This window comes from Kluyvera sp. NPDC087067 (assembly GCF_044745165.1).
GTDB lineage: Bacteria > Pseudomonadota > Gammaproteobacteria > Enterobacterales > Enterobacteriaceae > Kluyvera.
On record NZ_JBIUZS010000002.1, the window covers coordinates 581,905 to 606,691 of the forward strand.

The following is a 24,787-nucleotide window of genomic DNA, read 5'->3' on the forward strand; positions in this document are numbered from 1 at the left end:
TTTGCCGCTTAAGTTTAGAATCGGCAGCTCCCGTTTCGTTAAGGATAACGACCATGATACGGATATTCCTTCGGTTCTTCCGACGTCTTTTCTCTGTACGGCGCATACTAATGCTTATTGGCATCATTCTTGTCGCCCCCCTCGCCACTGTCTTTATCGCCAACCACCATATTGATAAGGCAAGTGAAGGGCTGACGTGGAATGACGCCAGCACTATTCCGTCGCGCAATGTCGGGCTGGTATTAGGCGCAAAGCCGGGAAATAACTATTTTAATCGTCGAATCAACTCGGCCGCCGCGCTTTATCACGCGGGCAAGGTGAGATGGTTGCTGGTGAGCGGCGATAACGGTAACAAGCATTACGATGAGCCGTCCGCTATGCAGCGAGCCTTAATTGCCAAAGGCGTACCGGCACATGCGATTTTTTGTGATTATGCAGGGTTCTCCACCCTTGATTCTGTCGTCAGGGCGCAAAAAATCTTCGGCGAAAGCCATATCACGGTGATCTCTCAGAAATTTCATAACCAGCGGGCTATCTGGCTTGCACAACAGTACGGGATTGACGCTATCGGCTTTAATGCGCCAGACCTGAGCGAGAGTCGCGGGAAGTATGTTCGGTTCAGAGAGAAACTGGCGCGCGTCAGCGCGGTAATTGATGCAAAAGTGATCCATCGTCAGCCAAAATATCTCGGTTCCAGCGTCATTATCAGCCCAACCAGTGAACACGGTTGTCCGTCCAGTCGTTAAAATGTCAGAGTGCGTGGTCGGGCGCTGGCAATGTCATAAAGGCGTGATACATTGACCAAAGAATCCCTTTATGGAGCCTGAAGGCACTTATGATACGTTTCGCTGTTATCGGCACAAACTGGATCACCCGCCAGTTTGTCGACGCCGCTCATGAGACCGGCAAGTATAAATTAACCGCCGTTTATTCCCGTAGCCTCGAGCAGGCACAAAGCTTCGCTAACGATTATCCGGTCGAACATTTATTCACCTCGCTTGAGGCAATGGCGCAAAGCGATGATATTGACGCGGTTTATATCGCTAGCCCAAACTCGCTACACTTTCCCCAGACAGAGCTGTTCTTACGCCATAAAAAGCACGTGATTTGTGAAAAGCCGCTGGCGTCCAATCTGCGCGAAGTTGAGCAGGCCATTGCCACTGCCCGTGAGAATCAGGTGGTGCTGTTTGAAGCGTTCAAAACCGCCAGCTTGCCTAACTTCCAACTGCTACAACAATCGCTGCCGAAGATAGGTCAGATCCGTAAAGCGTTTATCAACTACTGCCAGTACTCATCACGTTATCAGCGTTATCTCGATGGCGAGAACCCAAATACCTTTAACCCGGCCTTCTCTAACGGCTCGATTATGGATATCGGTTTTTACTGCCTGGCTTCTGCGGTGGCGCTGTGGGGCGAACCCGAACGGATTCAGGCTTCTGCCAGCCTGCTGGACAGCGGCGTTGACGCCCACGGCGTGGTGATGATGGATTACGGTGATTTCAGCGTGACGCTGCAACATTCCAAAGTCAGCGACTCCACCCTGCCAAGCGAGATTCAGGGGGAAGCGGGGGCGCTGGTGATTGAAAAAATTTCCGAGTGCCAGAAACTCTGTTTCGTGCCGCGCGGTAGCAAAGCGCAGGATCTCAGCCAGCCTCAGCATATTAATACTATGCTCTATGAAGCCGAGGAATTTGCGCGCCTGGTCGAAAACAACGAAGTCGAGCACCCTGGTTTAGAGGTCAGCCGGATTACCGCCAAAGTTCAGACCGAAATTCGTCGCCAGACCGGCGTCGTTTTCCCGGCGGATACGTCTGCTGCGTAAAACAACGTAAAAGAGATGTTGCGGGTCATTGACGAAATCAATGGCCTGTCATATTTTGTTACGTGCAAAGGGGAGTAACTTCCTTGTCGGTGGATCGTCAATACGATACGTGAAAAACCGTATCCGGTCGCCGGGCAACGAAAAAGGAATACGAAAGCGTATTCCTTTCTTGTTGTAAGTGAGACCTTGCCGGAAGGCGAGGTCTATGCATAAAAAGCAACGGCTATCGTCTTCTGACGGTAGCCGTTTTTTTATGCGTAAGGAATTGATTATGAATACAGTCGGCACCCCGTTGTTGTGGGGCGGATTTGCGGTCATCGTGGTGATTATGCTCGCCATTGATCTGCTGATACAGGGGCGTCGCGGCGCTCATACCATGACCATGAAGCAGGCGGCGACCTGGTCGCTGGTGTGGGTCACCCTCTCTTTATTGTTTAACGCGGCTTTCTGGTGGTATCTGGCGCAAACCCAGGGACGCGCGGTCGCTGACCCGCAGGCTCTGGCGTTCCTTACCGGCTATCTGATTGAAAAATCACTGGCCGTTGATAACGTCTTTGTCTGGCTGATGCTGTTTAGCTACTTCTCTATTCCACCGGCCTTGCAGCGTCGCGTACTGGTTTACGGCGTGTTAGGTGCGATTGTGCTGCGTACCATCATGATTTTCGCCGGTAGCTGGCTTATCTCCCAGTTCGAATGGCTGCTGTACGTCTTTGGCGCCTTCCTGCTGTTTACCGGGATCAAAATGGCGCTGGCGAAAGAGGATGAAGGCGGCATCGGCGATAAACCGCTGGTACGCTGGTTACGCAGTCATTTACGCATGACCGACAAAATAGAGAACGAGCACTTCTTTACCCGCAAAAACGGCATGCTGTTTGCCACGCCGCTGCTGCTGGTGCTGATTCTGGTTGAGTTGAGCGACGTGATTTTTGCGGTCGACAGTATCCCGGCGATTTTTGCGGTAACCACCGATCCGTTTATTGTCCTGACGTCTAACCTGTTCGCCATTCTCGGTCTGCGCGCGATGTACTTCCTGCTGGCAGGCGTGGCGGAGCGCTTCTCAATGCTGAAGTATGGGCTGTCGGTGATTCTGGTGTTTATCGGTATCAAGATGCTGATCGTCGAGTTCTACCATATCCCGATTTCGGTATCGTTGGGGGTTGTCGGCGGGATCCTGGCCTTCACACTGTTACTTAACGCGTGGGTCAACCATCGTAACGATATGAAAAAGCAGAATATGTAACTCGTAGGCCGGATAAGGCAAAGCCGCCATCCGGCAATGTGCTCGGTTATGCCTGATGGCGCGTAGCTTATCAGGCCTACGTGTTGTCAATGCCCACAGTATCTACCTGCATACTTCAATCCACGCCATCGCATGTAAATATTTGGTTAAAAAATATGACGCATGGCGTAAATTCCAGCATTTTGTACTTCCCCAACCGAAGACTTTCCTTATACTCGATCGAGCAAACATTTTTTTACATCCAGACATAAACGTAACAAATAATACGTCGCTGGAAAGACACAACTCATCATCTTAAGGAATGCAATGATGACACAACAACCCGCATCATCCGGCTTTATGCGCATGCTAACCAAGGGCAGTCTGGTCAAACAGATCCTGGTTGGATTAATTCTCGGTATTTTGCTGGCGCTGGTTTCTAAGCCCGCTGCCATCGCCACCGGCCTGCTCGGTACGCTATTCGTTGGCGCACTGAAGGCCGTTGCTCCAGTACTGGTATTAACGCTGGTGATGGCCTCAATTGCCAACCACCAGCAGGGCCAGAAAACCAATATTCGCCCCATTTTATGGCTCTATCTTTTCGGCACCTTTGCCGCCGCGCTGACCGCCGTTGTGGTGAGCTTTATCTTCCCTTCCACGCTGCAACTCACTACCGGTGCGACGGATATCACACCGCCAACCGGTATTGTGGAAGTGATGCATGGGTTATTAATGAGTATTGTTGCTAACCCTATTCACGCCTTGATCAACGCCAATTACATTGGGATCCTGGTTTGGGCGGTCGGCTTAGGCTTTGCCTTGCGTCATAGCAACGAGACCACTAAAAATCTGGTCAACGATTTGTCCAACGCCGTCACCTTTATTGTCAAAGTGGTGATCCGCTTTGCTCCCGTCGGTATTTTCGGCCTGGTCTCTTCTACGCTTGCCACCACCGGTTTCTCGGCGCTGTGGGGCTATGCGCAAATTCTGCTGGTATTGATTGGCTGCATGGCCGTCGTCGCGCTGGTGATTAACCCGCTGCTGGTGTACCTGCAGATTCGTCGCAACCCATATCCGCTGGTGCTGATGTGCCTGCGCGAAAGCGGCGTCACCGCCTTCTTTACCCGCAGCTCAGCGGCCAATATTCCGGTCAACATGTCACTTTGCGAGAAGCTGAATCTGGATCGCGATACCTATTCGGTTTCCATTCCGCTGGGGGCGACGGTCAATATGGCGGGGGCCGCGATTACCATCACGGTTCTCACCTTAGCGGCGGTGCATACGCTGGGTATTGCTATCGATCTGCCAACCGCACTGCTGTTAAGCATCGTGGCTTCGCTGTGTGCCTGCGGGGCTTCTGGGGTGGCGGGAGGTTCGTTGCTGCTTATTCCATTAGCCTGCAATATGTTTGGTATTCCTAATGAGATTGCCATGCAGGTCGTGGCCGTCGGCTTTATTATTGGCGTGTTGCAGGACTCCTGTGAGACCGCCATTAACTCATCAACCGACGTGATGTTTACCGCTGCCGTTTGTCAGGCGGAGGATGCGCGCCTGGCTAAAAGCGCGCTGCGCAGTTAATCGAGGTGCGCGCTATCAGGCATTAGCGCGCACATTGCCGGATGGCGGCTTTGCCTTATCCGGCCTACAGCCCGGACGAGGCATTTACTCCGACGCCGGGCTTCCGTCAGCTTTCGCTTTGCACTTTCTTCTCAACCTTAAATGGGTCAATGCCTTTACGCTGCATGCGCCAGAAGCGAATAATGTTCAGGCCGTTCATGACGAGGAAGCTACCTTCAATCAGCGTGCCGCCAATCGAACCCAGCCAGAAATTGTGAATCACCCAACAGGCGGTGGAGCACCACATCACGCAACGCACCGTGAGTCCTTTGCAGCGAAATAGCGCCCAGGTGCTGGCCACCGTACCAATGACCGGCAGGATCTCCATGGCGTGCTGGAGTTTTCCGACACCGATAATCAACGTCAGCGCGATAAATAAGAACATCACCCACAGGCGGCGGGTGTAGACCGAGATAATCGTTCGAATAACGTTAAGCTCGGCGCTGGCGCCTGCGGGGATCGCCCCCATCAGGAAAAAATGCAGGCCAATGACGCCGCTATAGATAGCCAGCTGGAACTTAAAGCGCCGTTCGTCGCGGTTTATAAAGGTAGTGATACCAATCAGAAAAGCAATGATACCTACGCCCTGGGCGAGCCAATACGCAGTCATGAAGAGTCCCTGGAAAACGAAGCCATAAAAAAACGGCGCTTCAGTATTTGAAACGCCGTTTTATCGTATCAGATCGCTTTTTTATTACAACGTGACGCCGCTCTTAAAGAGCGCCAGTTCGCGGAAATCGTTGCGTTCGTTACAAGTCTGCTTGCCGTTGGCGAAATCAACAATCGTGTCGACAAATTCATTAAGCAACTGCGGCATTGCTTTTCCATGAATCAGTTGACCCGCGTCGAAGTCGATCCAGTGCTTTTTCTTCGCCGCCAGCTCGCTGTTGGTAGCAATTTTCACCGTTGGCACAAAACCACCGTAAGGAGTACCGCGCCCGGTGCTGAACAGCACCATATGGCAACCTGCGCCCGCCAGGGCACTGGTCGCTACCGCATCGTTGCCCGGCGCGCTCAGCAGATTCAGACCGTGTGTTTTCAGGCGTTCGCCATAGCGCAGGACATCCACCACTTTGCTTGATCCGGCCTTCTGCGTGCAGCCGAGTGACTTATCTTCCAGCGTAGTGATACCACCGGCTTTGTTACCCGGCGATGGATTCTCGTAAATTGGCTGATTATGGGCAATGAAGTACTGCTTGAAGTCATTGACCATCGTCACCAGTTTGCCGAAGGTTTCTTCATCGCGGCAGTGATCCATCAGCAATTGCTCGGCGCCGAACATTTCCGGTACTTCGGTCAGCACGGTGGTGCCGCCGTTGGCAATCACGTAGTCGGAGAAACGACCCAGCATCGGGTTGGCGGTAATACCGGACAGGCCATCAGAGCCGCCGCATTCCAGACCAAACTTCAGCTCGCTCAGTTTACCCGGCTCGCGCTTGTCGTGACGCATCACGCTGTAAAGCTGGCGGAGGTGCTCGAGCCCCGCTTCCACTTCGTCTTCCTGGTGTTGGCAGACCATAAAGTGAACGCGGTCAGGATCGAACTCCCCTAACGTCTCGCGGAAAGCGTCAATCTGGTTGTTTTCGCAGCCGAGTCCGACCACCAGCACCGCACCCGCATTCGGGTGGCGCACCATGTTTTGCAGCATAGTGCGGGTGTTGATATGGTCATCGCCCAACTGTGAGCAACCGTAGGTATGGCTGAAGAGATGCACGCCGTCGATACCTTCAGCATCGTTGCTCTCTTTTAAGAACCGCGTTTGCATCTGACGCGCCATCGCATTGACGCAACCGACGGTCGGTAAGATCCACAGCTCGTTACGTACCCCAACCTCACCGTTCGGACGGCGATAAATCTGCACCTCACGATCGGCGGGTTGAGCCACTTGAGCCTGGAAATCAGGTTGGTAGCTATACGTGTCCAGATCGCTCAGATTGGTACGGGTATTGTGAGCATGGATATGCTCGCCCGCCGCAACATCGACCAGCGTATGACCGATTGGCAAACCATATTTAATGACGTTTTCGCCCTTCGCAATATCGCGTAAAGCAAATTTATGGCCACGCGAGACCGGTTGGCGCAGGGTCACTACCTGCCCATCCACGGTGACGTCGGTTCCTTCAGCAAGGTCAGCGAGCGCTACCGCGACGTTATCCAGCGCATGGATCTTGATGTATTGCATACCTTCACCCAGACCTTAGTTCAATTCAATGGCGAAGTAGTCACGCGCATTGTTAAAGCAGATATTTTTCACCATCTCACCCAGCAGTTGGATATCGGCAGGCGCTTCACCCGCGGCAACCCAGCGGCCAATCATCTGGCACAGAATACGACGGAAGTATTCATGACGGGTGTAAGACAGGAAGCTACGGCTGTCGGTCAGCATACCGACAAAGCGGCTCAGCAGGCCCAGCTGCGCAAGCTGCGTCATCTGACGTTCCATACCGTCTTTCTGATCGTTGAACCACCAGCCGGAACCAAACTGCATCTTGCCCGGCATACCTTCACCCTGGAAGTTACCGATCATGGTGCCCAGCACTTCGTTATCGCGTGGGTTCAGGCAGTAAAGGATGGTTTTTGGCAGCAGATTCTGTTCGTTCTGTTTGCTCAGCAGCTTAGACAGTTCTTCAGCCATTGGGCGGTCGTTGATGGAGTCGAAGCCGACGTCCGCGCCCAGCAGTTTGAACTGACGCAGGTTGTTATTACGCAGTGCGCCAATGTGGTACTGCTGTACCCATTCGCGACGTGCGTATTCTGCACCCAGGAAGACCAGAACGGCGGTTTTGAACTGAGCAACTTCATGCTCGCTCAGCGTTTCGCCAGCCAGACGGCGGGCCAGAATGCTATCCAGCTCAGCTTCGTTAGACTCAGCAAACAGCACCACATCCAGCGCGTGGTCAGAAACTTTACAACCGTGGGCGGCAAAGTGATCCAGACGTTTGGTCAGCGCGGTTTGCAGGTCAGCAAAGCGACGGATGTCGGTGTCAGACACTTCACCCAGTTTCGCCATGTAGTCGTTAAAGGTCGCCAGCTCAATGTTGAAAGCTTTATCCGGGCGCCAGCTTGGCAGCACTTTCACGTCGAAGGTCGTGTCTTTAGCGACCGATGCGTGATGCTCCAGGGAGTCGATTGGGTCATCGGTGGTGCCGACCATTTTCACGTTCATCTGCTTCATGATGCCGCGCGCGGAGAATTTGTCCTGCGCCAGCAGCTCGTTGCACTCATTCCAGATTTCGTCCGCAGTCGCCGGGGACAGCAGTTTGCCGGTGATGCCAAATGGACGACGCAGTTCAAGATGAGTCCAGTGGTATAACGGGTTACCAATGGTGTGCGGGACGGTGGCGGCCCATGCGTCAAACTTCTCGCGGTCAGACGCATCACCGGTGCACAGGCGTTCAGCCACACCGTTGGTGCGCATTGCGCGCCACTTGTAGTGGTCACCTTTCAGCCAGATGTCATACAGGTTCTTAAAACGGTAATCTTCAGCGACCTGCTGCGGTGGCAAATGGCAGTGATAATCGAAAATCGGCTGGTCTTTTGCGTAGTCGTGGTACAAACGGCGCGCAAATTCGGTGTCTAACAGGAAATCTTCAGTCATAAACGGGGTCATTATCGTCTTCCTCTCAACGAGTGGGTCAGATGTTTATCTGTAATGACGTCAAAGTTATCACACCAATTTCGTCGGACCGAAGATTTTTTCGTGAGTTAGATCAATAAACACTGACAAAAATTGACATGAAAGTTGGCAAAAATGCGCTGCAACCCGCGCCACGACTGGCCTGCCTTATCTACCCCTTAAACACTAGGGTAAATACCTCTTTTGTGACGGCATTCACCTTTTAAAGTTGTATGACAAGTTATCTTGCCTCCCGTCGAAACACATAGAACGACGGAATGCATTAGCGGTGGTCGATTTAGACACCTGATTGAGCGGTACGGATACCGAATTCAGCACACGTACTAATGGCAAGTTCGGGCCGTACCGGGAACCCTTTCCCTGGTAAGCCCCTTGGTGAGACATCATTGATGTTGTAACGATGATGGCTGCGGAACTCGCAGAGATAACTACACGATGAGGTTTACATGCGTAAAATTAAAGGATTACGTTGGTACATGATCGCACTGGTGACAATGGGCACCGTGCTGGGTTACCTGACGCGTAATACCGTGGCAGCAGCTGCGCCAACTCTGATGGCAGAGCTGCACATTTCCACACAGCAATATTCGTACATCATCGCTGCTTATTCCGCAGCTTATACCGTTATGCAGCCCGTCGCGGGCTATGTTCTGGACGTTCTGGGTACCAAAATTGGTTACGCCTTCTTCGCCGTTGCCTGGGCTATCTTCTGCGGCGCAACCGCGCTGGCCGGCAGCTGGGGTGGTCTGGCTATCGCTCGTGGCGCAGTAGGTGCTGCTGAAGCGGCTATGATCCCTGCGGGTCTGAAAGCCAGTTCCGAGTGGTTCCCAGCTAAAGAACGTTCTATTGCAGTAGGTTACTTCAACGTTGGTTCTTCTATCGGCGGCATGATTGCACCTCCGTTGGTGGTATGGGCTATCGTGATGCACAGCTGGCAGATGGCGTTCATCATCTCCGGCGCACTGAGCTTCATCTGGGCGATGTGCTGGCTGGTGTTCTATAAACACCCTCGCGACCAGAAAAAATTAACCGACGAAGAACGTGATTACATCATCGGCGGTCAGGAAGCGGCTCACCAGACCAACAACGGCAAGAAAATGTCGCCATGGCAGATTATCCAGACTCGTCGCTTCTGGGGTATCGCCCTGCCGCGTTTCCTGGCTGAACCTGCCTGGGGGACCTTCAACGCCTGGATCCCGTTGTTCATGTTCAAAGTGTACGGTTTTGACCTGAAAGAAATCGCGATGTTTGCGTGGATGCCAATGCTGTTTGCTGACCTCGGCTGCGTTATCGGAGGTTACCTGCCGCCGCTGTTCCAGCGCTGGTTCGGTGTTAACCTGATCGTTTCCCGTAAAATGGTTGTTACCATGGGTGCACTGCTGATGATTGGCCCAGGCTTAATCGGTCTGTTCACCAGCCCATATATTGCTATCGCTCTGCTGTGCCTGGGTGGCTTTGCTCACCAGTCGCTGTCCGGCGCGCTGATTACGCTCTCTTCTGACGTATTTGGTCGTAACGAAGTGGCAACGGCAAACGGTCTGACCGGGATGGCTGCATGGATGGCGAGTACCATGTTCGCCCTGGTGGTGGGTGCACTGGCAGATACCATCGGCTTCAGCCCACTGTTTGCAGTGCTGGCAATCTTCGATCTGTTAGGTGCCCTGGTTATCTGGACCGTGTTGCAAAACAAACAGGTTGATAACGACGAATCGGATACTCCTCATCCGACACAGCAGGCAACCCAGAACTAATCAATATCGATAATTTTTATCCGACAAGCCGCCGTGATTCAGGCGGCTTTTTTCATGCCTGAATATGGTTAGCCGCTCGTAAAAGTGGTATAACAAATTTAGTCTGCCGTACCCTGCCTGGAGAGCATATGGAAATCACCGACGTACGCCGTTTATATCAGCAACTTGCCGCTGAGCTGAAAGAACGCATTGAGCAAGGCGTTTATCTGGTGGGTGATAAGCTACCTGCCGAGCGTTTTATTGCCGATGAGAAAGGCGTCAGCCGAACGGTGGTGCGCGAAGCCATTATTATGCTCGAAGTGGAAGGGTATGTTGAGGTGCGAAAAGGCTCGGGTATCCACGTCATTTCGAATCAGGCTAAGCACCATCAAGCTCCCGATGAAAATATGGAGTTTGCTAACTACGGCCCGTTTGAGCTGCTACAAGCTCGCCAGCTCATTGAAAGCAATATCGCCGAATTTGCCGCGACTCAGGTCACCAAGCAAGACATTATGAAGCTGATGGAGATCCAGGAGAACGCGCGTAAAGAGAAGTGCTTCCGTGACTCCGAATGGGACCTTCAGTTCCACGTGCAGGTGGCCCTTGCCACACAAAATACGGCGCTTGCCGCAATTGTCGAGAAAATGTGGACCCAGCGAGTACATAACCCGTACTGGAAAAAGCTTCACGACCACATTGACGCGCGAACCGTCGATAACTGGTGCGATGACCACGACCAAATTCTGAAGGCGCTTATTCGCAAAGATCCCCATGCGGCGAAGCTCGCCATGTGGCAGCACCTGGAAAACACCAAGCTGATGCTGTTCAACGAAACCAGTGATGATTTCGAGTTTAACGCTGACCGCTATCTGTTTGCGGAGAACCCGGTGGTGCATCTCGATACCGCCTCAGCCGCCGGTAAATAAGCGCGCTGTTATCCCCTTCAGGCTTACCCGACGTTCAGTATGGGTAAGCCTTTGTAAATCCCCTAGCCTCTCCCCGCCCTAACCCGCAAAATCAATCTGCAACAAATTGCAATTTCTATGACGACATTCTGGGCCTTTTGTTACAATCGAATGCTTTTTGTCGTTTTGCAATTATTTCGCCAAAACAAGGACTGTTCAGCGCGTATTTACCGCGATGCTATTAAAATAAAGACAGAGAAGATATCGCAGCGCGTTCAGGCATTACGTTAATCGATGTACCAGGAATCGTGAATGGAACTACTAACCCAACTCTTAAATGCCTTGTGGAGCCAGGATTTCGAAACCCTCGCTAATCCGTCCATGATCGGTATGCTCTATTTTGTCTTATTTATGATTCTGTTCCTTGAGAATGGTCTGTTGCCTGCCGCCTTCCTGCCGGGCGATAGCCTGCTGGTGCTGGTCGGCGTACTGATTGCCAAAGGGGCGATGGGCTTTCCACAAACGGTCATCCTGTTGACCGTGGCCGCAAGTCTCGGCTGCTGGGTGAGTTACATTCAGGGTAAATGGCTAGGCAATACCCGGCTCGTGCAGAACTGGCTTTCGCACTTGCCCGCCCACTATCACCAACGTGCGCACCATTTATTCCACAAGCACGGGCTCTCCGCGTTGCTCGTCGGGCGTTTTATTGCCTTTGTTCGTACCCTGCTCCCCACCATTGCCGGCCTCTCAGGGCTGAACAACGCGCGTTTCCAGTTCTTTAACTGGATGAGCGGGCTGCTGTGGGTATTGATTCTGACCACCCTGGGCTACCTGCTGGGCAAAACGCCGGTCTTCCAGAAATATGAAGATGCGCTGATGTCGTGCCTGATGCTGCTGCCTGTGGTACTGCTGGTATTTGGCCTGATTGGCTCGCTGGTCGTGGTGTGGAAGAAAAAGTACGGTAATCGAGGGTAATTATGGGGTCAAACCACATTCAGTTTCGCCGGTTTGCACTCAGTCTGAGCATCATGTTGATGCTCTGCATCATGCTCTGGCTTTGGGCGGCATTGCAGCACGAAGAGTCCACGCTCGCCATCCGCCCAATGAACCAGGCTAATATGCCAGATGGCTTTGCCATCTCGCACCATCTGGATGCGAATGGCATTCGCTTTAAGAGCATCACGCCAAAGGATGATGCTCTGCTTATCACTTTTGAATCCAGCGAGCAAAGCGCAGCCGCGAAGCGCGTACTGGATAACTCCCTGCCGCACGTCTACGTCATCGCGCTTGGGGATGAAGATAATAACCCTGCAAGTTGGCTATCCCTTCTTCGTGATACCTCGCATCGATTTGGTTAGCAAACTTCCAGGAATCTGAATAATTTCACTAACTTTGGTGATTTTGTATTTTACTTACTATGCTTAGTGTTGTGGTGGCCTTATGTTGTCATCCACGCACTGAGGAAAGTACAGCCGAATGTACTACGCACAATGGAAGGCCTAAACATGAAATACCGCATCATCTTTGTTCTTACTCTTGCTTCGCTCAGCGCCAGCGCGGCGGCGACTTCCCTGTGTCAGGAAAAAGAGCAGGATATTCAGCGTGAAATTGGTTATGCCGAAAAGCATAACAATCAGCACCGGATTGACGGGCTGAAAAAAGCGTTGAGTGAAGTAAAAGCTAACTGCACGGATAGCAAACTGCGTGCCGATCATCAGGAAAAAATTGCCGATCAGAAAGATGAGATCCGCGAGCGCCAGCAGGATTTAAAAGAAGCAAAACAGACCGGTGATGCGGACAAAGTGGCTAAACGTGAGCGCAAGCTCAAAGAAGCCCAAGACGAACTTAACGCGCTGGAATCCCGCGCGTATTGAGTGGAAACCCTTACAGGAGAGATACGATGGCTCGAGATGCAACATCAGAACAGTTACGCGCAGAACTGAAAGCTCTGTCCGATACGCTGGAAGAAGTCCTGAATACTTCCACCGATAAGTCCAAAGAAGAGCTGAGCAAGTTGCGCAGCAAAGCGGAAAGCGCCCTCAAGGAAAGCCGCGTCCGTCTGGGTGAAACCAGCGAAGCTCTGGCAAAACAAACCCGTGAAGCGGCGGCTAAAGCCGATGGCTATGTGCGTGAAAACCCATGGACCGGTGTCGGTATTGGCGCAGCAGTCGGCCTGGTGTTGGGCGTTCTGCTGTCTCGCCGTTAAGTATGAGCGATTCTCACCATGCACAAGGCCCAGGAAAAAACATCCTGGGCATTGGTCAGCGCATTGTCACACTGGTCGTTCAGACGGTGGAAACACGGCTGCGTTTGGCCGTCGTGGAGCTGGAAGAGGAGAAATCTAACCTCATCCAGCTGCTGTTAATGGCAGGGCTTACCCTGCTATTTACCGCTTTCGGCCTGATGAGCCTGCTGGTGTTGATTATCTGGGCCGTCGATCCTCAGTATCGTCTGCCCGTCATGATTGCGACAACCGGTACGCTGCTGCTGCTGGCGTTAATTGGTGGAATATTGACTATCCGCCGTGCGCGCCGTTCAACGTTGTTACTGCATACGCGCAACGAACTGGCAAACGATCGTGCTCTGCTGGAGGACGACGAGAAATGACCCCATTAGGCGATCGTGATACCCGTAAGGCGTTTCTGCTGCGACAGATACAGCAGCAACGTCTCGACCTGAGCGCCAGTCGTCGCGACTGGCTGGATGTGACACAAGTCTACGATCGCAGGTGGAATAAGCTCGTTAGCCTGCGTTCGTGGGCAGTGGTTGCCACAAGCGCGATGGCAGTTGTTTCAGTCCGCCATCCGCGCTTTTTGGTTCGCTGGGCGCGACGTGGTTTTGGCGCCTGGAGCACCTGGCGGATGGCAAAAAACTTACTGCGTTAAATGCTCTTACGTTCGTTAGCAGCTCAATTCGTTGAGCTGCTCAACGCAACCCCCCCCCCCGTGCACCGAGCAACAGTTTTCATCGCAATACCCTTTCGCAATAAGCCCTGGCTCATTCCTTTGTTCCTGCTTTCATTGATTCCTGCCTTAAGTATCCGAAAAAACCAAAAGCGCACCACCCGTGAAGCCAGAACCTGCGTAGCGCCGCGGAGAAAATCTTGCTGCCATACATCGTTGCTCAGATTCTTTGAAGAAGTTCAACAGTTTTCCTTGCTAACAATTGTCATACACCACGGTTATATTTCTCTCCATCGACAGCAGATACACGCTATCGACGTGTAAACGCTCAATAATATGGTTTAACGACCCGCAAGATTCTCTGGAGAGAAAGATGAAAAAATTAGAAGATGTTGGTTTCCTGGTTGCTCGTATTCTGATGCCAATTCTGTTTATTACAGCGGGCTGGGGCAAAATCACCGGGTATGCGGGTACACAGCAATATATGGAAGCCATGGGCGTCCCAGGGTTCCTGCTGCCACTGACCATCCTGCTTGAGTTCGGCGGCGGTCTGGCGATTCTGTTCGGTTTCCTGACGCGTACCACGGCGCTGTTCACCGCAGGCTTTACTCTGCTGACCGCGTTCCTGTTCCACAGCAACTTTGCCGAAGGCGTGAACTCACTGATGTTCATGAAAAACCTGACCATCGCTGGCGGCTACCTGCTGCTGGGTATCACCGGTCCTGGCGCATTCAGCATCGACCGCGTTCTGAACAAAAAGTGGTAAGTACACTATACTGATTCATTAAAAAGCGAGGAGATATCTCCTCGCTTTTGCTATCTGAAGGAGCATGAGATGGGACAATTAGTTGACGGCGTCTGGCAAGACGTCTGGTATGACACCAAATCCACCGGTGGACGTTTCCAGCGTTCAGTCTCCGCTTTTCGCAACTGGCTCACCGCCGACGGTGAACCTGGCCCAACCGGCAACGGCGGCTTTGCCGCAGAAAAAGATCGCTATCACCTGTATGTTTCTCTGGCCTGTCCGTGGGCCCACCGCACCCTGATCCTGCGCACCCTGAAAGGGCTGGAACCTTTTATCTCCGTTTCCGTTGTTAACCCATTAATGCTGGAAAACGGCTGGACGTTTGATGCTGATTTCCCGGCCGCAACCGGGGACTCGCTCTATCAACATCAATTTCTTTATCAGCTTTATCAGCACGCCGATGCAAATTATTCCGGTCGCGTGACCGTCCCGGTACTGTGGGATAAAAAGAATCAGACCATCGTCAGCAATGAATCTGCGGAAATTATCCGTATGTTCAATACCGCGTTTGACGCGCTGGGCGCGAAAGCCGGTGATTACTATCCGCCTGCCCTGCGCGAGCAGATTGATGAACTGAATACCTGGATCTACGACACCGTTAATAATGGCGTCTACAAGGCCGGTTTTGCCACCAGCCAGGCGGCCTATGACGAAGCGGTAGAAAAGGTTTTCAGCTCGCTGGACAGGCTGGAAAAGATCCTCGGTCAGCATCGCTATCTCACCGGTAATCAGTTAACCGAAGCGGATATTCGTTTATGGACCACGCTGATTCGCTTTGATCCGGTCTACGTTACCCACTTTAAATGCGATAAACACCGCATCAGCGATTATATGAATCTGCACGGCTTCCTGCGCGATATTTACCAGATGCCGGGCATTGCCGAAACCGTCAACTTTGACCATATCCGCAACCACTATTTCCGCAGCCATAAAACCATCAACCCGACGGGCATTATCTCAATTGGGCCGTGGCAGGATCTCGATGAACCTCACGGACGCGACGAACGTTTCCGTTAAGGACATTGGGCATCGTTAACGCGACGCCCAATTTATTCACCGCATCAATATTTACCACCAATTCATTCACGACTATCCTTAGATCGATCGCTTTAAAAACAAGTGATTAATGATCAACTGAGGCAAAAAAATGGATTGGTATCTCAAGGTTCTACGTAATTACATTGGGTTTGGCGGTCGCGCCCGCCGCAAAGAGTATTGGATGTTCATCCTGGTGAACGTCATTTTGACGGCCGTGCTAAGCGTGGTGGACAAAATGCTTGGCTGGGAGCGAGCTGGTGGAGAGGGGATCCTGACCACCATTTACGGCATTCTGATTTTTCTACCCTGGTGGGCAGTCCAGTTCCGCCGCCTGCACGACACCGATCGCACCGCATGGTGGCTGTTACTGCTGCTGATACCGGTGGTGGGTTGGATAATCATTATTATTTTCAACTGTCAGAATGGCACGCCGGGGGATAACCGTTTCGGGCCAGATCCTAAACGTCTTTCCTGATAACAGTCACCCGGATGAGGTGCGCGAGCGCCCACTCCGGGTTATTGGCTACCGATTGCTGTAGGCCGTTATGCCGCCATCCGGCATCCCTGCACCATTGTGCCTGATGGCGCTTTGCTTATCAGGCCTACTGACTATTTGACCATCAATAATTTCTGGATCTCACGCAGGCACCAGGATTTTGCCTCACCCATACTGTCACGACGCCACGCCATGATAATGTCAATTTCGCTGGTATATTCTGGGCTGACGACACGCAAGCGCCCCTGCGCAATATCGTCCTCCACCAGCGGATACGGCATGGTCGCGACACCCAATCCCGCCAGCAGCGCCTGACGTTTTTCTTCCATCGACGTCACCGTTAAGCGCGGCTGTTTATCCAGAAGTTGCACCGTCAACACCGGGCGTTCACGCGCGGTATCGGCAATTGCCACCCCCCGATATTTTACTCGCGTGACCTCAGAAAGCGGCTCTGCCTCCTGGTGAATAGGGTGATCCGGGGCGGCCACGTACACATTCATCACCGAATACAGCTTGCGGGAATTAATCTCGGTCGATGAGCGAAAATGCATATCCGGCGCAATCACGATATCCGCGCGCCCTTGTTCCAGCCGCTCCCAGGCGCCCGCCAGCACTTCGGTAATAATCGACAGCTGGGTGTTAGATTTGGTGGCCAGCTTCTCAACCAGCGGGAACAACGTCGGCGTCGGGATAAGCGCTTCAGCCACAATCGTGAGATGAGTTTCCCAACCGCGCGCCAGCGCTTCGGCATCGGTCGTCAGCTTGTCCGCCGCTTCCAGCAGAACGCGTCCGCGCTCCAGCAGCATACGTCCTACGTTGGTGAATTTTGTTCGATGACCTGAACGGTCAAATAACACCACGTCCAGCTCTTCTTCGAGCTTTTGCATGGTGTAACTTAATGCAGAAGGCACACGTCCCAGCTCATCGGCAGCGGCGGCAAAGCTGCCGCGTCTATCGATGGCGTCCATTACTCGTAGTGCTTCAAGCGTCAGTGCTCTTTCTTTAGCCATGGCGTTATCATTCAGGAAATTTGAACATACCGGGCAGAATATCTGGCTAACAATGCAGCGTCCATACCTTTACCATTGATTTAGTGTAAAGGAGGGTCAAGAAGATGATTACCACGAGAACAGCTAAACAGTGCGGGCAGGCCGATTACGGCTGGTTACAGGCTCGCTATACCTTCTCATTTGGGCACTACTTTGATCCGAAACTGTTGGGTTACGCTTCTCTGCGCGTGTTGAATCAAGAAGTTCTCGCGCCCGGCGCGGCCTTCCAGCCAAGAACTTACCCCAAAGTGGATATCCTGAATCTCATTTTAGAAGGTGAAGCCGAATATCGTGACAACGATGGGCATCATGTCAAAGCGAAAGCCGGTGAGGCGTTGCTTATCGCCACCCAGCCCGGCGTGAGCTACAGCGAGCATAATCTCAGCAAAGACAAATCGTTAACCCGGATTCAAATCTGGCTGGACGCCTGCCCGGAGCGCGAAAACTCACGTGTGCAGAAGTTAAAACTGCTTGATTCCGCGCATCAATTATTGGCCTCCCCGGACGGCAGCGAGGGCAGCCTGCAACTGCGTCAGCAGGTCTGGCTGCACCATATCAATCTGGATAAAGGTGAGCAGGTCAGCCTGCCGCTGCACGGGCCGCGCGCTTATTTGCAGTCCATTCACGGTACGGTGCATGCGCTGGCGCATGATGATGCCCAGAAACAGGCCTTAACCTGCGGTGATGGCGCATTTATTCGTGATGAAGCCAATATCACACTGGTGGCTGATACCCCGTTGCGCGCTTTGCTGATAGATTTACCGATATAGTCATTATCAGGAAGATGAACGCAAATGAGTAAAAGAAACCATAAAAAGCAGCAGGTTGTGAAATCGGCGCCGCAGGCTAAAACGACGCCGACCGAGTTTGGATTTGAAGAGATGCTGGGCGAGCTGGAGGCCATTGTGGTTGCCGCCCAGAAAAGCCAACAGGCTGAAGAGCAAGCGGCTTAACGCCCCTATCGCGGCACCCTTCTTCATGGTGGTGCCGCCAGAAGGGTTTAACTGCACAACACCTTGATCGCCAGCCCGCCGCGTGATGTTTCACGGTATTTATCGTTCATATCCTTGCCGGTTTCATACATTGTCTCAATCACTTTATCGAGTGACACCCGGGCTTCGCTGGTTCTCTGCATCGCCATTCTCGCCGCGTTAACGGCTTTCACGGCGTTGATCGCGTTGCGCTCGATGCAGGGAATTTGTACCTGTCCACCGACCGGATCGCAGGTTAATCCGAGGTTGTGCTCCATCGCGATTTCCGCGGCCATACACACCTGCTGCGGGCTACCGCCGAGCAGTTCTGCAAGGCCCGCCGCCGCCATGGAGGCCGCCACTCCAACCTCCCCCTGACATCCCACTTCCGCCCCGGAAATAGACGCATTTTGCTTATATAAACCGCCAATCGCGCCCGCCGTCAGTAAAAAACGCGCTACTGAATTGCCGTTTACCGTGCGGCGGAATTTATCATAATAGGCCAGCACGGCTGGGACGATCCCGCAGGCTCCGTTCGTCGGCGCGGTCACCACGCGGCCGCTTGCCGCATTTTCTTCACTGACCGCCAGGGCAAACATATTGATCCAGTCGATAACGTTCATCGGATCGCTGGAGGTGCTGTCGCTGGAGACCAGCCGCCGACGCAAAGCCACCGCCCGACGCGGTACTTTCAGCGGGCCGGGAAGCGTGCCTTCGGTATTCATACCGCGCTCGATCCCGGTTTGCATTACATGCCAGATCCGGGCTAAGCGAGCGTCGATCTCCTCCTGGCTGCGCAGCGCCAATTCGTTTTTCATCATCAAGCCCGATATCGATAAGCCGTGCTCTTTACATTGCGCCAACAGGTCGCTTGCAGAATGGAACGGATACGGCACCGGCTGCTCAACCTCGAACTCCTGACCAAACTTAGCATCTTCAACGATAAAACCACCGCCAATCGAGTAATAGGTTTTACTCAGCAGCATGTTCTCGGCGTCCCACGCGGTAAAACGCAGTCCATTTTCATGGCGAGGAAGATATTCATCATGAAAAACAACATCATCAGCCACAGAGAAAGGAATTACCGCAGCGCCCTGAGCGACGCAGAGGCGTCCGCTGCGTTCCACGGCGCGAATAAAAGCGGGAATAGCATCAATATCAACGCGATCGGGGCTGTTTCCGGCTAATCCCATAATCACGGCAACATCGGTGGCATGGCCTTTGCCGGTGAGTGAAAGTGAGCCGTAGAGATCGACCACCAGACGGTTTGTCTGCGACAAAAGACCTGACGTACTCAGCTCATCAATAAATGCTTTCCCTGCATTCATTGGCCCGACGGTATGTGAACTTGATGGCCCAACGCCGATTTTGAACATGTCGAAAGTACTGATCATAGCCTCAACCTCGTTCCAACTTAAAATGAAGGGCTACCGTAAAGTAGCCCGCCCAAGCGCAGCGCCGCCGGGAAACCGTGTGTAGAGAACGGTGATATTCCCGGGGTCGCTTGCGCTCGCCCGGGCTACCACGGTCAGATTGCCTGAGTGAACGTGCGTGAGATAACATCCTGCTGCTGTTCATGGGTCAGCGCATTAAAGCGCACAGCGTAGCCGGACACGCGGATCGTCAGGTTCGGGTAATTTTCCGGGTGGGCGATAGCGTCCAGCAGCATGTCACGGTTCATCACGTTAACGTTAAGATGCTGGCCCCCCTCTACCGATTGCTCATGGTGGAAATAGCCATCCAGTAGCCCAACCAAGTTAGTTTTTCGCACCGTTTCTTCTTTCCCCAGCGCCGCTGGGACGATAGAGAAGGTGTAGGAAATTCCGTCCTTCGCATAGGTAAACGGCAGTTTCGCCACCGACGTCAGCGAGGCAATGGCACCTTTACGGTCACGCCCATGCATCGGGTTCGCCCCCGGTGCAAACGGCGTACCAGCACGGCGTCCATCAGGGGTGTTCCCCGTTTTCTGGCCGTAGACCACGTTTGAGGTAATAGTCAGAATGGACTGGGTCGGTACTGCATGGCGGTAAGTTGGCAGCACTTTGATTTTCTTCATAAAGCGTTCAACCAGATCGCAGGCAATGCTGTCGACGCGCTCATCGTTGTTGCCGTACTGCGGATATTCCCCTTCAATATCAAAATCTACCGCCAATCCATTCTCATCACGGATAGGTTTCACGCGGGCATATTTGATGGCTGACAGGGAGTCGGCAGCGACCGATAATCCGGCCATGCCGCAGGCCATTGTGCGATGAACATCCCGCTCGTGGAGGGCCATCAGTGATGCTTCATAGCTGTATTTATCATGCATATAGTGGATAACATTCAGAGCGCTGATGTACTGCACGGCAAGCCAGTCCATAAAGTGATCCAGACTGTCCATAACCGTATCGTAATTCAGCACCTCGTCCATCAGCGGCGCCGTTTTTGGCCCCACCTGAATCTTCAGCTTCTCATCAACACCGCCGTTGATCGCATAGAGCAGCGTTTTCGCAAGGTTGGCGCGCGCGCCGAAGAATTGCATCTGTTTACCGATAACCATCGGGCTGACGCAGCAGGCTATGGCGTAGTCGTCACTGTCGAAATCTGCGCGCATCAAATCATCATTTTCGTATTGCAGCGATGAGGTGACGATTGAAACCTGAGCGGCATATTGTTTAAAAGCAACCGGGAGCGCTTCCGACCACAGGATGGTCAGATTAGGCTCGGGAGCTGGCCCCATGGTGTGGAGCGTATGCAGATAACGGAAGGAGTTCTTGCTCACCAACGTACGGCCATCCAGCCCCATTCCGCCAATCACTTCCGTCGCCCAAATCGGATCGCCGGAGAACAGCGTGTCGAACTCAGGCGTGCGCAGGAAGCGCACCATGCGGATCTTCATAATGAAGTGATCGATAAGTTCCTGCGCCTGCTGTTCGCTTAACAGCCCGGCCTTCATATCACGTTCAATATAGATATCGAGGAACGTGGCGGTACGCCCCAGCGACATCGCGCCGCCATTTTGTGATTTCACCGCCGCCAGATAGGCAAAGTAGAGCCACTGCACCGCTTCCTGGGCATTGGCGGCAGGGCGGGAAATATCGTAACCATATTTCGCCGCCATCTCCTGCATTTGCAGCAGCGCACGGCGCTGTTCTGAGAGTTCTTCACGCAGGCGCAGCGTGGCTTCAAGGTTCTGCCCCCACTCCAGGTTGGTCTGTAAATCCGCAAACTGCAGCTCACGTTCGCGCACCAGATAGCCGATACCGTAGAGGGCAACACGACGATAATCCCCGATAATGCGACCACGCCCATAGCCATCCGGCAAACCGGTCAGCACGCCAGATTTACGGCAGCGCAGCATATCCGGCGAGTAAGCGTCAAAGACGCCCTGATTATGGGTCTTACGCAGCGCCGTGAACTGATATTCAAAATCAGCATCCATTTCACGCCCGTAAGCCTCAAACGAACTTTTGATCATGTTGATGCCGCCAAACGGATGCAGCGCGCGCTTTAACGGCTTATCCGTTTGCAGACCAACAATTTTCTCGCATGCTTTATCGATATAGCCGGCGTCGTGCGCGGTAATCGTTGTGGCGATATTGGTATCAAAATCCACCGGCGCATGGGTTGCGTTTTCAATACGAATACCGGCCAGAACTTTTTCCCACAACGCGGTAGTCGCAGGCGTGGCCTCAGCAAGGAAAGATTCATCCCCTTCATAAGGCGTGTAATTACGCTGGATAAAATCGCGCACATTAATTTCATGCTGCCAATCGCTACCGTTAAATCCTCGCCATGCATCGGCAAACAGCCTATCGTTAATATCGATATCTACCTTCATGAAAATTCTTCTCTTAATAATAAGAGCCTATCCCAGTAGGCGTAATTGTTGAAGCCAGTTTGGTGCCGGACAGCGCTTCGATCCCGGAGCGTACACGTAGTACGTGAGGATTTCGAGCACTGCCTGGTGCCAAAATGGCGAATAAAATAGCCTAATGGGATAGGCTCTAAAAGTGATTAAATCAGGCGTATTCAGCAACCGTATTAATATTTCCCAGGCGGATTGCATCCAGCGCAATCATTTTTTCTTCATTCGTCGGAATAACAGCACACAGCACCCGTGAATGTTTTTCAGAAATAATCCGCTCACCGTGAGAATTAGGTTGTTTGTTCATCTGGGGATTTAACGCAATACCCAGCACCTGCAAATGCTCAATAACCAGTTGGCGAATTAAAACCGAATTTTCACCAATACCGCCGGTAAAAATAATGCCATCCAGACGCGTCAGGGAAGCGGCATGCCCGGCAATATGACGGGCAATGCGATGAACAAAGGTTTTAATCGCCAGCCGCGCGCGTTCATGGCCTTCGTGCCAGGCCTTCTCCAGCGTGCGTAAATCAGATGACAGGCCGGAGATGCCCAGTAACCCCGACTCCTTATTCACTACGCGCTCAAGGTCGCTCATGGTTTGCTGAGTCTGACTGGCAATCCACGCCATGGCGCCAAAATCCACGTCGCCGCAGCGCGTTCCCATCATCAAACCTTCCAGCGGCGTCATTCCCATGGAGGTATCGACGCTGTTGCCATTATGTACCGCGCAAATGGATGCGCCGTTACCTAAGTGAGCAATCACCAACCCAGAATCCTGCTGGGGAAGCCCCAGTAATTCATAGGCCCGACGGGAGACGTAGCGGTGAGATGTCCCGTGGAAACCGTAGCGGCGCACGCCCAGCTCCTCGGTATATTTCCAGGGTAATCCATAGAGATACGCCTCAGGCGGCAGCGTCTGATGGAAACTGGTATCAAACACCGCCACCTGCGGTACGCACGGGAAAAGGTGCCTTGCAGACTCAATCCCGTTCAGGTTGGCGTAGTTATGCAATGGCGCCAGTGGCGAAACTTTACGGATGTTCTCAATGACTGAATCCGTTATTAATACCGACTGGGTGAATATATCGCCACCGTGCGCAATGCGGTGGCCAATTAAGGCCACGCTGTCTATGAGATTGCGTTTTTCCAGTTCAAATGAAATGGCTTGTAATGCCACCTCATAAGTCGGTTGGGATAATGCAGAAGCCTCGCCACCATTAATTGATAACCCCGCTCGCTCGGTATTTATTCCTTCCGCAATACCCGCCAGTAATACATCATGAGTTTCAACATCCAATACGGAAAATTTAATCGACGACGAACCGCTATTAATCACCAGTACAACCGGAAATTCATTCATATCACACTCCACTCATCCTGAGTAAGATAATTAAAATAACTTATACACAATATTCAGAATGGTCAGCAGGCCAATCGCGGTGACAAAAACGTTATCCAGCTTGCCACGGTATTTCGCCAGCGCCGGAACTTTGCGGATAGCGTACATCGGCAGCAGACACAGCAGCGAGGCAATAATCGGCGCGCCCATTGCTTCAATCAGGTCCAGAATATTCGGGTTGGCGTAAGCCACAACCCAGGTAGAGCCCATGATGAAAATCATGCTGATGGTGTTGAGCTTACCGGTAGAGACCTTCGTTTTATCGCCCTTATAGCCGAACTTCAGCACCAGGCCATTTAACCCTTCCAGCGTGCCCAGGTAGTGTCCAAAGAAAGATTTAAAGATAGCGACCAGCGCAATAATAGAAGCACCGTATTCCAGCGTGGTTGCAAATGTCGATTTTTCACCCGCCATGGTAGAGAAGTGGTTCGCCAGATAAGAGAGCACCGGAATGTTTTGCGCTTTCGCTTCGGCCATATTTTGTGGCGAGAGAGTGAACAGGCAGCTAAAGGCAAAGAACATCACCACCGCAACCATCAACATACTGGCGCGAGAGATGATTTTTGAACATTTCTGTTCGGTAAATTCACGGCCAAACTCACCTTCATATTCCTCACGTTTTGAGACCACAAACGAGGAGACAATCGGTGAAAAGTTAAAGGAGAACACCATGATGGAAATACCCAGCCATACCGTTACCAGGATACCGTCATGGCCGGCCATTGAGATTTCACTCAGATTCACCTGACTGATGACGGCTGAGTTCCAGTAAGGAATGAGCGACAGGGAAATCAACACCAGGCTTGCGATAAACGGGAACACCAGGAAGCTCATCACCTTGACCATCAGGTCTTTACCGAAATAGATAACGAACGCCATCAACAGCAGCAGGAACATCGCCACCAGCCCACGGTTCAGCGCCGGCATTTGTAGCTGGTTTTCCCAGAAGGTCATAAAAGTATTGGTAATGGTAACGCCGTATATCCATAACAGCGGACAGATTGCGAAGAAATACAGAAACGTAATGACCACCCCGCCCATTTTCCCGAAGTGCTCTTCAACCGTTTCGGTGATATTACCGGAAGGATTCGAGCCGGAAAGGCACAGACGCGCCAGAGCACGGTGGCAATAAAACGCGATAGGATAAGCCAGCACCAGCATTAACAGTATTGGGATCAGACCGCCATAACCTGCACGAATAGGGAAGAATAAAACCCCGGCGCCGATTGCTGTACCAAATAATCCTAACGTCCACGTGGTATCTGATTTGCGCCAGGAGGACTCTTTGGCTGAACTAACATTAATACTTTCTGTTGTACTCATAACGTATCCTTTGATTAATG

25 protein-coding genes are annotated in these 24,787 nt (G+C 52.5%); 17 read left to right on the forward strand and 8 right to left on the reverse strand.

Annotated features, from left to right (window positions below; genetic code table 11):
- Nucleotides 1-53: 53 nt before the first annotated feature.
- The 4 genes from ACIPDS_RS08060 to sstT all read left to right on the forward strand — a co-directional run bounded on the left by ACIPDS_RS08060 (nt 54) and on the right by sstT (nt 4,619).
- Nucleotides 54-746, forward strand: a complete 693-nt coding sequence (locus tag ACIPDS_RS08060; RefSeq protein ID WP_400734484.1) for a vancomycin high temperature exclusion protein — start codon at nt 54-56, stop codon at nt 744-746.
- Between the two features lie 89 nt (nt 747-835).
- The gene (locus ACIPDS_RS08065; RefSeq protein WP_400734486.1) at nt 836-1,822 is read left to right on the forward strand and encodes a Gfo/Idh/MocA family protein; all 987 of its coding nucleotides are present in this window, start codon (nt 836-838) and stop codon (nt 1,820-1,822) included.
- 271 nt (nt 1,823-2,093) lie between these two features.
- A complete protein-coding gene (locus tag ACIPDS_RS08070; protein ID WP_400734488.1) occupies nt 2,094-3,062 on the forward strand; it encodes a TerC family protein in 969 nt (322 codons plus the stop codon).
- A gap of 306 nt (nt 3,063-3,368) precedes the next feature.
- Nucleotides 3,369-4,619 (forward strand): serine/threonine transporter SstT, encoded by a 1,251-nt coding sequence (gene sstT / locus ACIPDS_RS08075; protein WP_400734490.1) that lies wholly within the window; start codon nt 3,369-3,371, stop codon nt 4,617-4,619.
- Nucleotides 4,620-4,725: 106 nt separating this feature from the next.
- Here sstT and ACIPDS_RS08080 read toward each other — a convergent pair whose 3' ends face one another.
- The 3 genes from ACIPDS_RS08080 to uxaC form a co-directional block, all read right to left on the reverse strand.
- Nucleotides 4,726-5,268 carry a YgjV family protein gene (locus tag ACIPDS_RS08080; RefSeq protein ID WP_400734492.1) on the reverse strand — a complete coding sequence of 181 codons (543 nt, stop codon included), beginning with the start codon at nt 5,266-5,268 and terminating at the stop codon, nt 4,726-4,728.
- An 84-nt stretch (nt 5,269-5,352) separates the two neighbouring features.
- On the reverse strand, nt 5,353-6,840 hold the full coding sequence (locus tag ACIPDS_RS08085) for an altronate dehydratase family protein (protein WP_166516858.1): 1,488 nt from the start codon (nt 6,838-6,840) through the stop codon (nt 5,353-5,355).
- A 15-nt stretch (nt 6,841-6,855) separates the two neighbouring features.
- Nucleotides 6,856-8,268 carry a glucuronate isomerase gene (uxaC, locus tag ACIPDS_RS08090; protein WP_166516857.1) on the reverse strand — a complete coding sequence of 471 codons (1,413 nt, stop codon included), beginning with the start codon at nt 8,266-8,268 and terminating at the stop codon, nt 6,856-6,858.
- A 473-nt stretch (nt 8,269-8,741) separates the two neighbouring features.
- On the opposite strand from uxaC, the gene ACIPDS_RS08095 reads away from it, so the two are divergent.
- The 11 genes from ACIPDS_RS08095 to ACIPDS_RS08145 all read left to right on the forward strand — a co-directional run bounded on the left by ACIPDS_RS08095 (nt 8,742) and on the right by ACIPDS_RS08145 (nt 16,151).
- Entirely contained in the window at nt 8,742-10,046 is a 1,305-nt protein-coding gene (locus ACIPDS_RS08095) for an MFS transporter (protein ID WP_400734495.1), read from the forward strand.
- Between the two features lie 128 nt (nt 10,047-10,174).
- Nucleotides 10,175-10,951 (forward strand): transcriptional regulator ExuR, encoded by a 777-nt coding sequence (gene exuR, locus ACIPDS_RS08100; RefSeq protein ID WP_400734497.1) that lies wholly within the window; start codon nt 10,175-10,177, stop codon nt 10,949-10,951.
- Between the two features lie 291 nt (nt 10,952-11,242).
- A complete protein-coding gene (gene yqjA / locus ACIPDS_RS08105; RefSeq protein WP_166516854.1) occupies nt 11,243-11,905 on the forward strand; it encodes a DedA family general envelope maintenance protein YqjA in 663 nt (220 codons plus the stop codon).
- Between the two features lie 2 nt (nt 11,906-11,907).
- Nucleotides 11,908-12,288: an EnvZ/OmpR regulon moderator MzrA gene (mzrA, locus tag ACIPDS_RS08110; protein ID WP_166516853.1), complete on the forward strand. Its 381-nt coding sequence runs from the start codon at nt 11,908-11,910 to the stop codon at nt 12,286-12,288.
- A gap of 147 nt (nt 12,289-12,435) precedes the next feature.
- Complete coding sequence (locus tag ACIPDS_RS08115; protein WP_400734500.1) at nt 12,436-12,804, forward strand: DUF1090 domain-containing protein; 369 nt, start codon at nt 12,436-12,438, stop codon at nt 12,802-12,804.
- Nucleotides 12,805-12,830: 26 nt separating this feature from the next.
- On the forward strand, nt 12,831-13,136 hold the full coding sequence (locus tag ACIPDS_RS08120) for a YqjD family protein (RefSeq protein ID WP_166516851.1): 306 nt from the start codon (nt 12,831-12,833) through the stop codon (nt 13,134-13,136).
- Nucleotides 13,137-13,138: 2 nt separating this feature from the next.
- Entirely contained in the window at nt 13,139-13,537 is a 399-nt protein-coding gene (locus ACIPDS_RS08125; protein WP_400734503.1) for a phage holin family protein, read from the forward strand.
- Nucleotides 13,534-13,815, forward strand: a complete 282-nt coding sequence (locus ACIPDS_RS08130) for a YqjK-like family protein (RefSeq protein WP_166516850.1) — start codon at nt 13,534-13,536, stop codon at nt 13,813-13,815. Before ACIPDS_RS08125 ends, ACIPDS_RS08130 begins: the two co-directional genes overlap by 4 nt.
- 391 nt (nt 13,816-14,206) lie before the next feature.
- Complete coding sequence (locus ACIPDS_RS08135; protein ID WP_166516849.1) at nt 14,207-14,599, forward strand: DoxX family protein; 393 nt, start codon at nt 14,207-14,209, stop codon at nt 14,597-14,599.
- A 69-nt stretch (nt 14,600-14,668) separates the two neighbouring features.
- A complete protein-coding gene (locus ACIPDS_RS08140; RefSeq protein ID WP_400734506.1) occupies nt 14,669-15,655 on the forward strand; it encodes a glutathione S-transferase family protein in 987 nt (328 codons plus the stop codon).
- Nucleotides 15,656-15,785: 130 nt separating this feature from the next.
- Nucleotides 15,786-16,151 carry a DUF805 domain-containing protein gene (locus ACIPDS_RS08145; RefSeq protein WP_166516847.1) on the forward strand — a complete coding sequence of 122 codons (366 nt, stop codon included), beginning with the start codon at nt 15,786-15,788 and terminating at the stop codon, nt 16,149-16,151.
- Nucleotides 16,152-16,285: 134 nt separating this feature from the next.
- On the opposite strand, the gene ACIPDS_RS08150 is transcribed toward ACIPDS_RS08145, so the two are convergent.
- Complete coding sequence (locus ACIPDS_RS08150; protein WP_166516846.1) at nt 16,286-17,182, reverse strand: LysR family transcriptional regulator; 897 nt, start codon at nt 17,180-17,182, stop codon at nt 16,286-16,288.
- A 104-nt stretch (nt 17,183-17,286) separates the two neighbouring features.
- Between ACIPDS_RS08150 and ACIPDS_RS08155 the strand changes: the two genes are divergently transcribed.
- Nucleotides 17,287-17,991, forward strand: a complete 705-nt coding sequence (locus ACIPDS_RS08155; RefSeq protein ID WP_400734509.1) for a pirin family protein — start codon at nt 17,287-17,289, stop codon at nt 17,989-17,991.
- A 24-nt stretch (nt 17,992-18,015) separates the two neighbouring features.
- Nucleotides 18,016-18,174 carry a hypothetical protein gene (locus ACIPDS_RS08160; protein WP_166516844.1) on the forward strand — a complete coding sequence of 53 codons (159 nt, stop codon included), beginning with the start codon at nt 18,016-18,018 and terminating at the stop codon, nt 18,172-18,174.
- A 47-nt stretch (nt 18,175-18,221) separates the two neighbouring features.
- Here ACIPDS_RS08160 and tdcG read toward each other — a convergent pair whose 3' ends face one another.
- The 4 genes from tdcG to tdcC all read right to left on the reverse strand — a co-directional run bounded on the left by tdcG (nt 18,222) and on the right by tdcC (nt 24,767).
- Nucleotides 18,222-19,586 (reverse strand): L-serine ammonia-lyase, encoded by a 1,365-nt coding sequence (tdcG, locus tag ACIPDS_RS08165; protein ID WP_400734511.1) that lies wholly within the window; start codon nt 19,584-19,586, stop codon nt 18,222-18,224.
- A gap of 134 nt (nt 19,587-19,720) precedes the next feature.
- A complete protein-coding gene (pflB, locus tag ACIPDS_RS08170) occupies nt 19,721-22,015 on the reverse strand; it encodes a formate C-acetyltransferase (RefSeq protein ID WP_400734513.1) in 2,295 nt (764 codons plus the stop codon).
- Between the two features lie 181 nt (nt 22,016-22,196).
- Entirely contained in the window at nt 22,197-23,405 is a 1,209-nt protein-coding gene (gene tdcD / locus ACIPDS_RS08175) for a propionate kinase (protein ID WP_400734515.1), read from the reverse strand.
- Between the two features lie 30 nt (nt 23,406-23,435).
- Complete coding sequence (tdcC, locus tag ACIPDS_RS08180) at nt 23,436-24,767, reverse strand: threonine/serine transporter TdcC (RefSeq protein WP_400734517.1); 1,332 nt, start codon at nt 24,765-24,767, stop codon at nt 23,436-23,438.
- Nucleotides 24,768-24,787 lie beyond the last annotated feature (20 nt).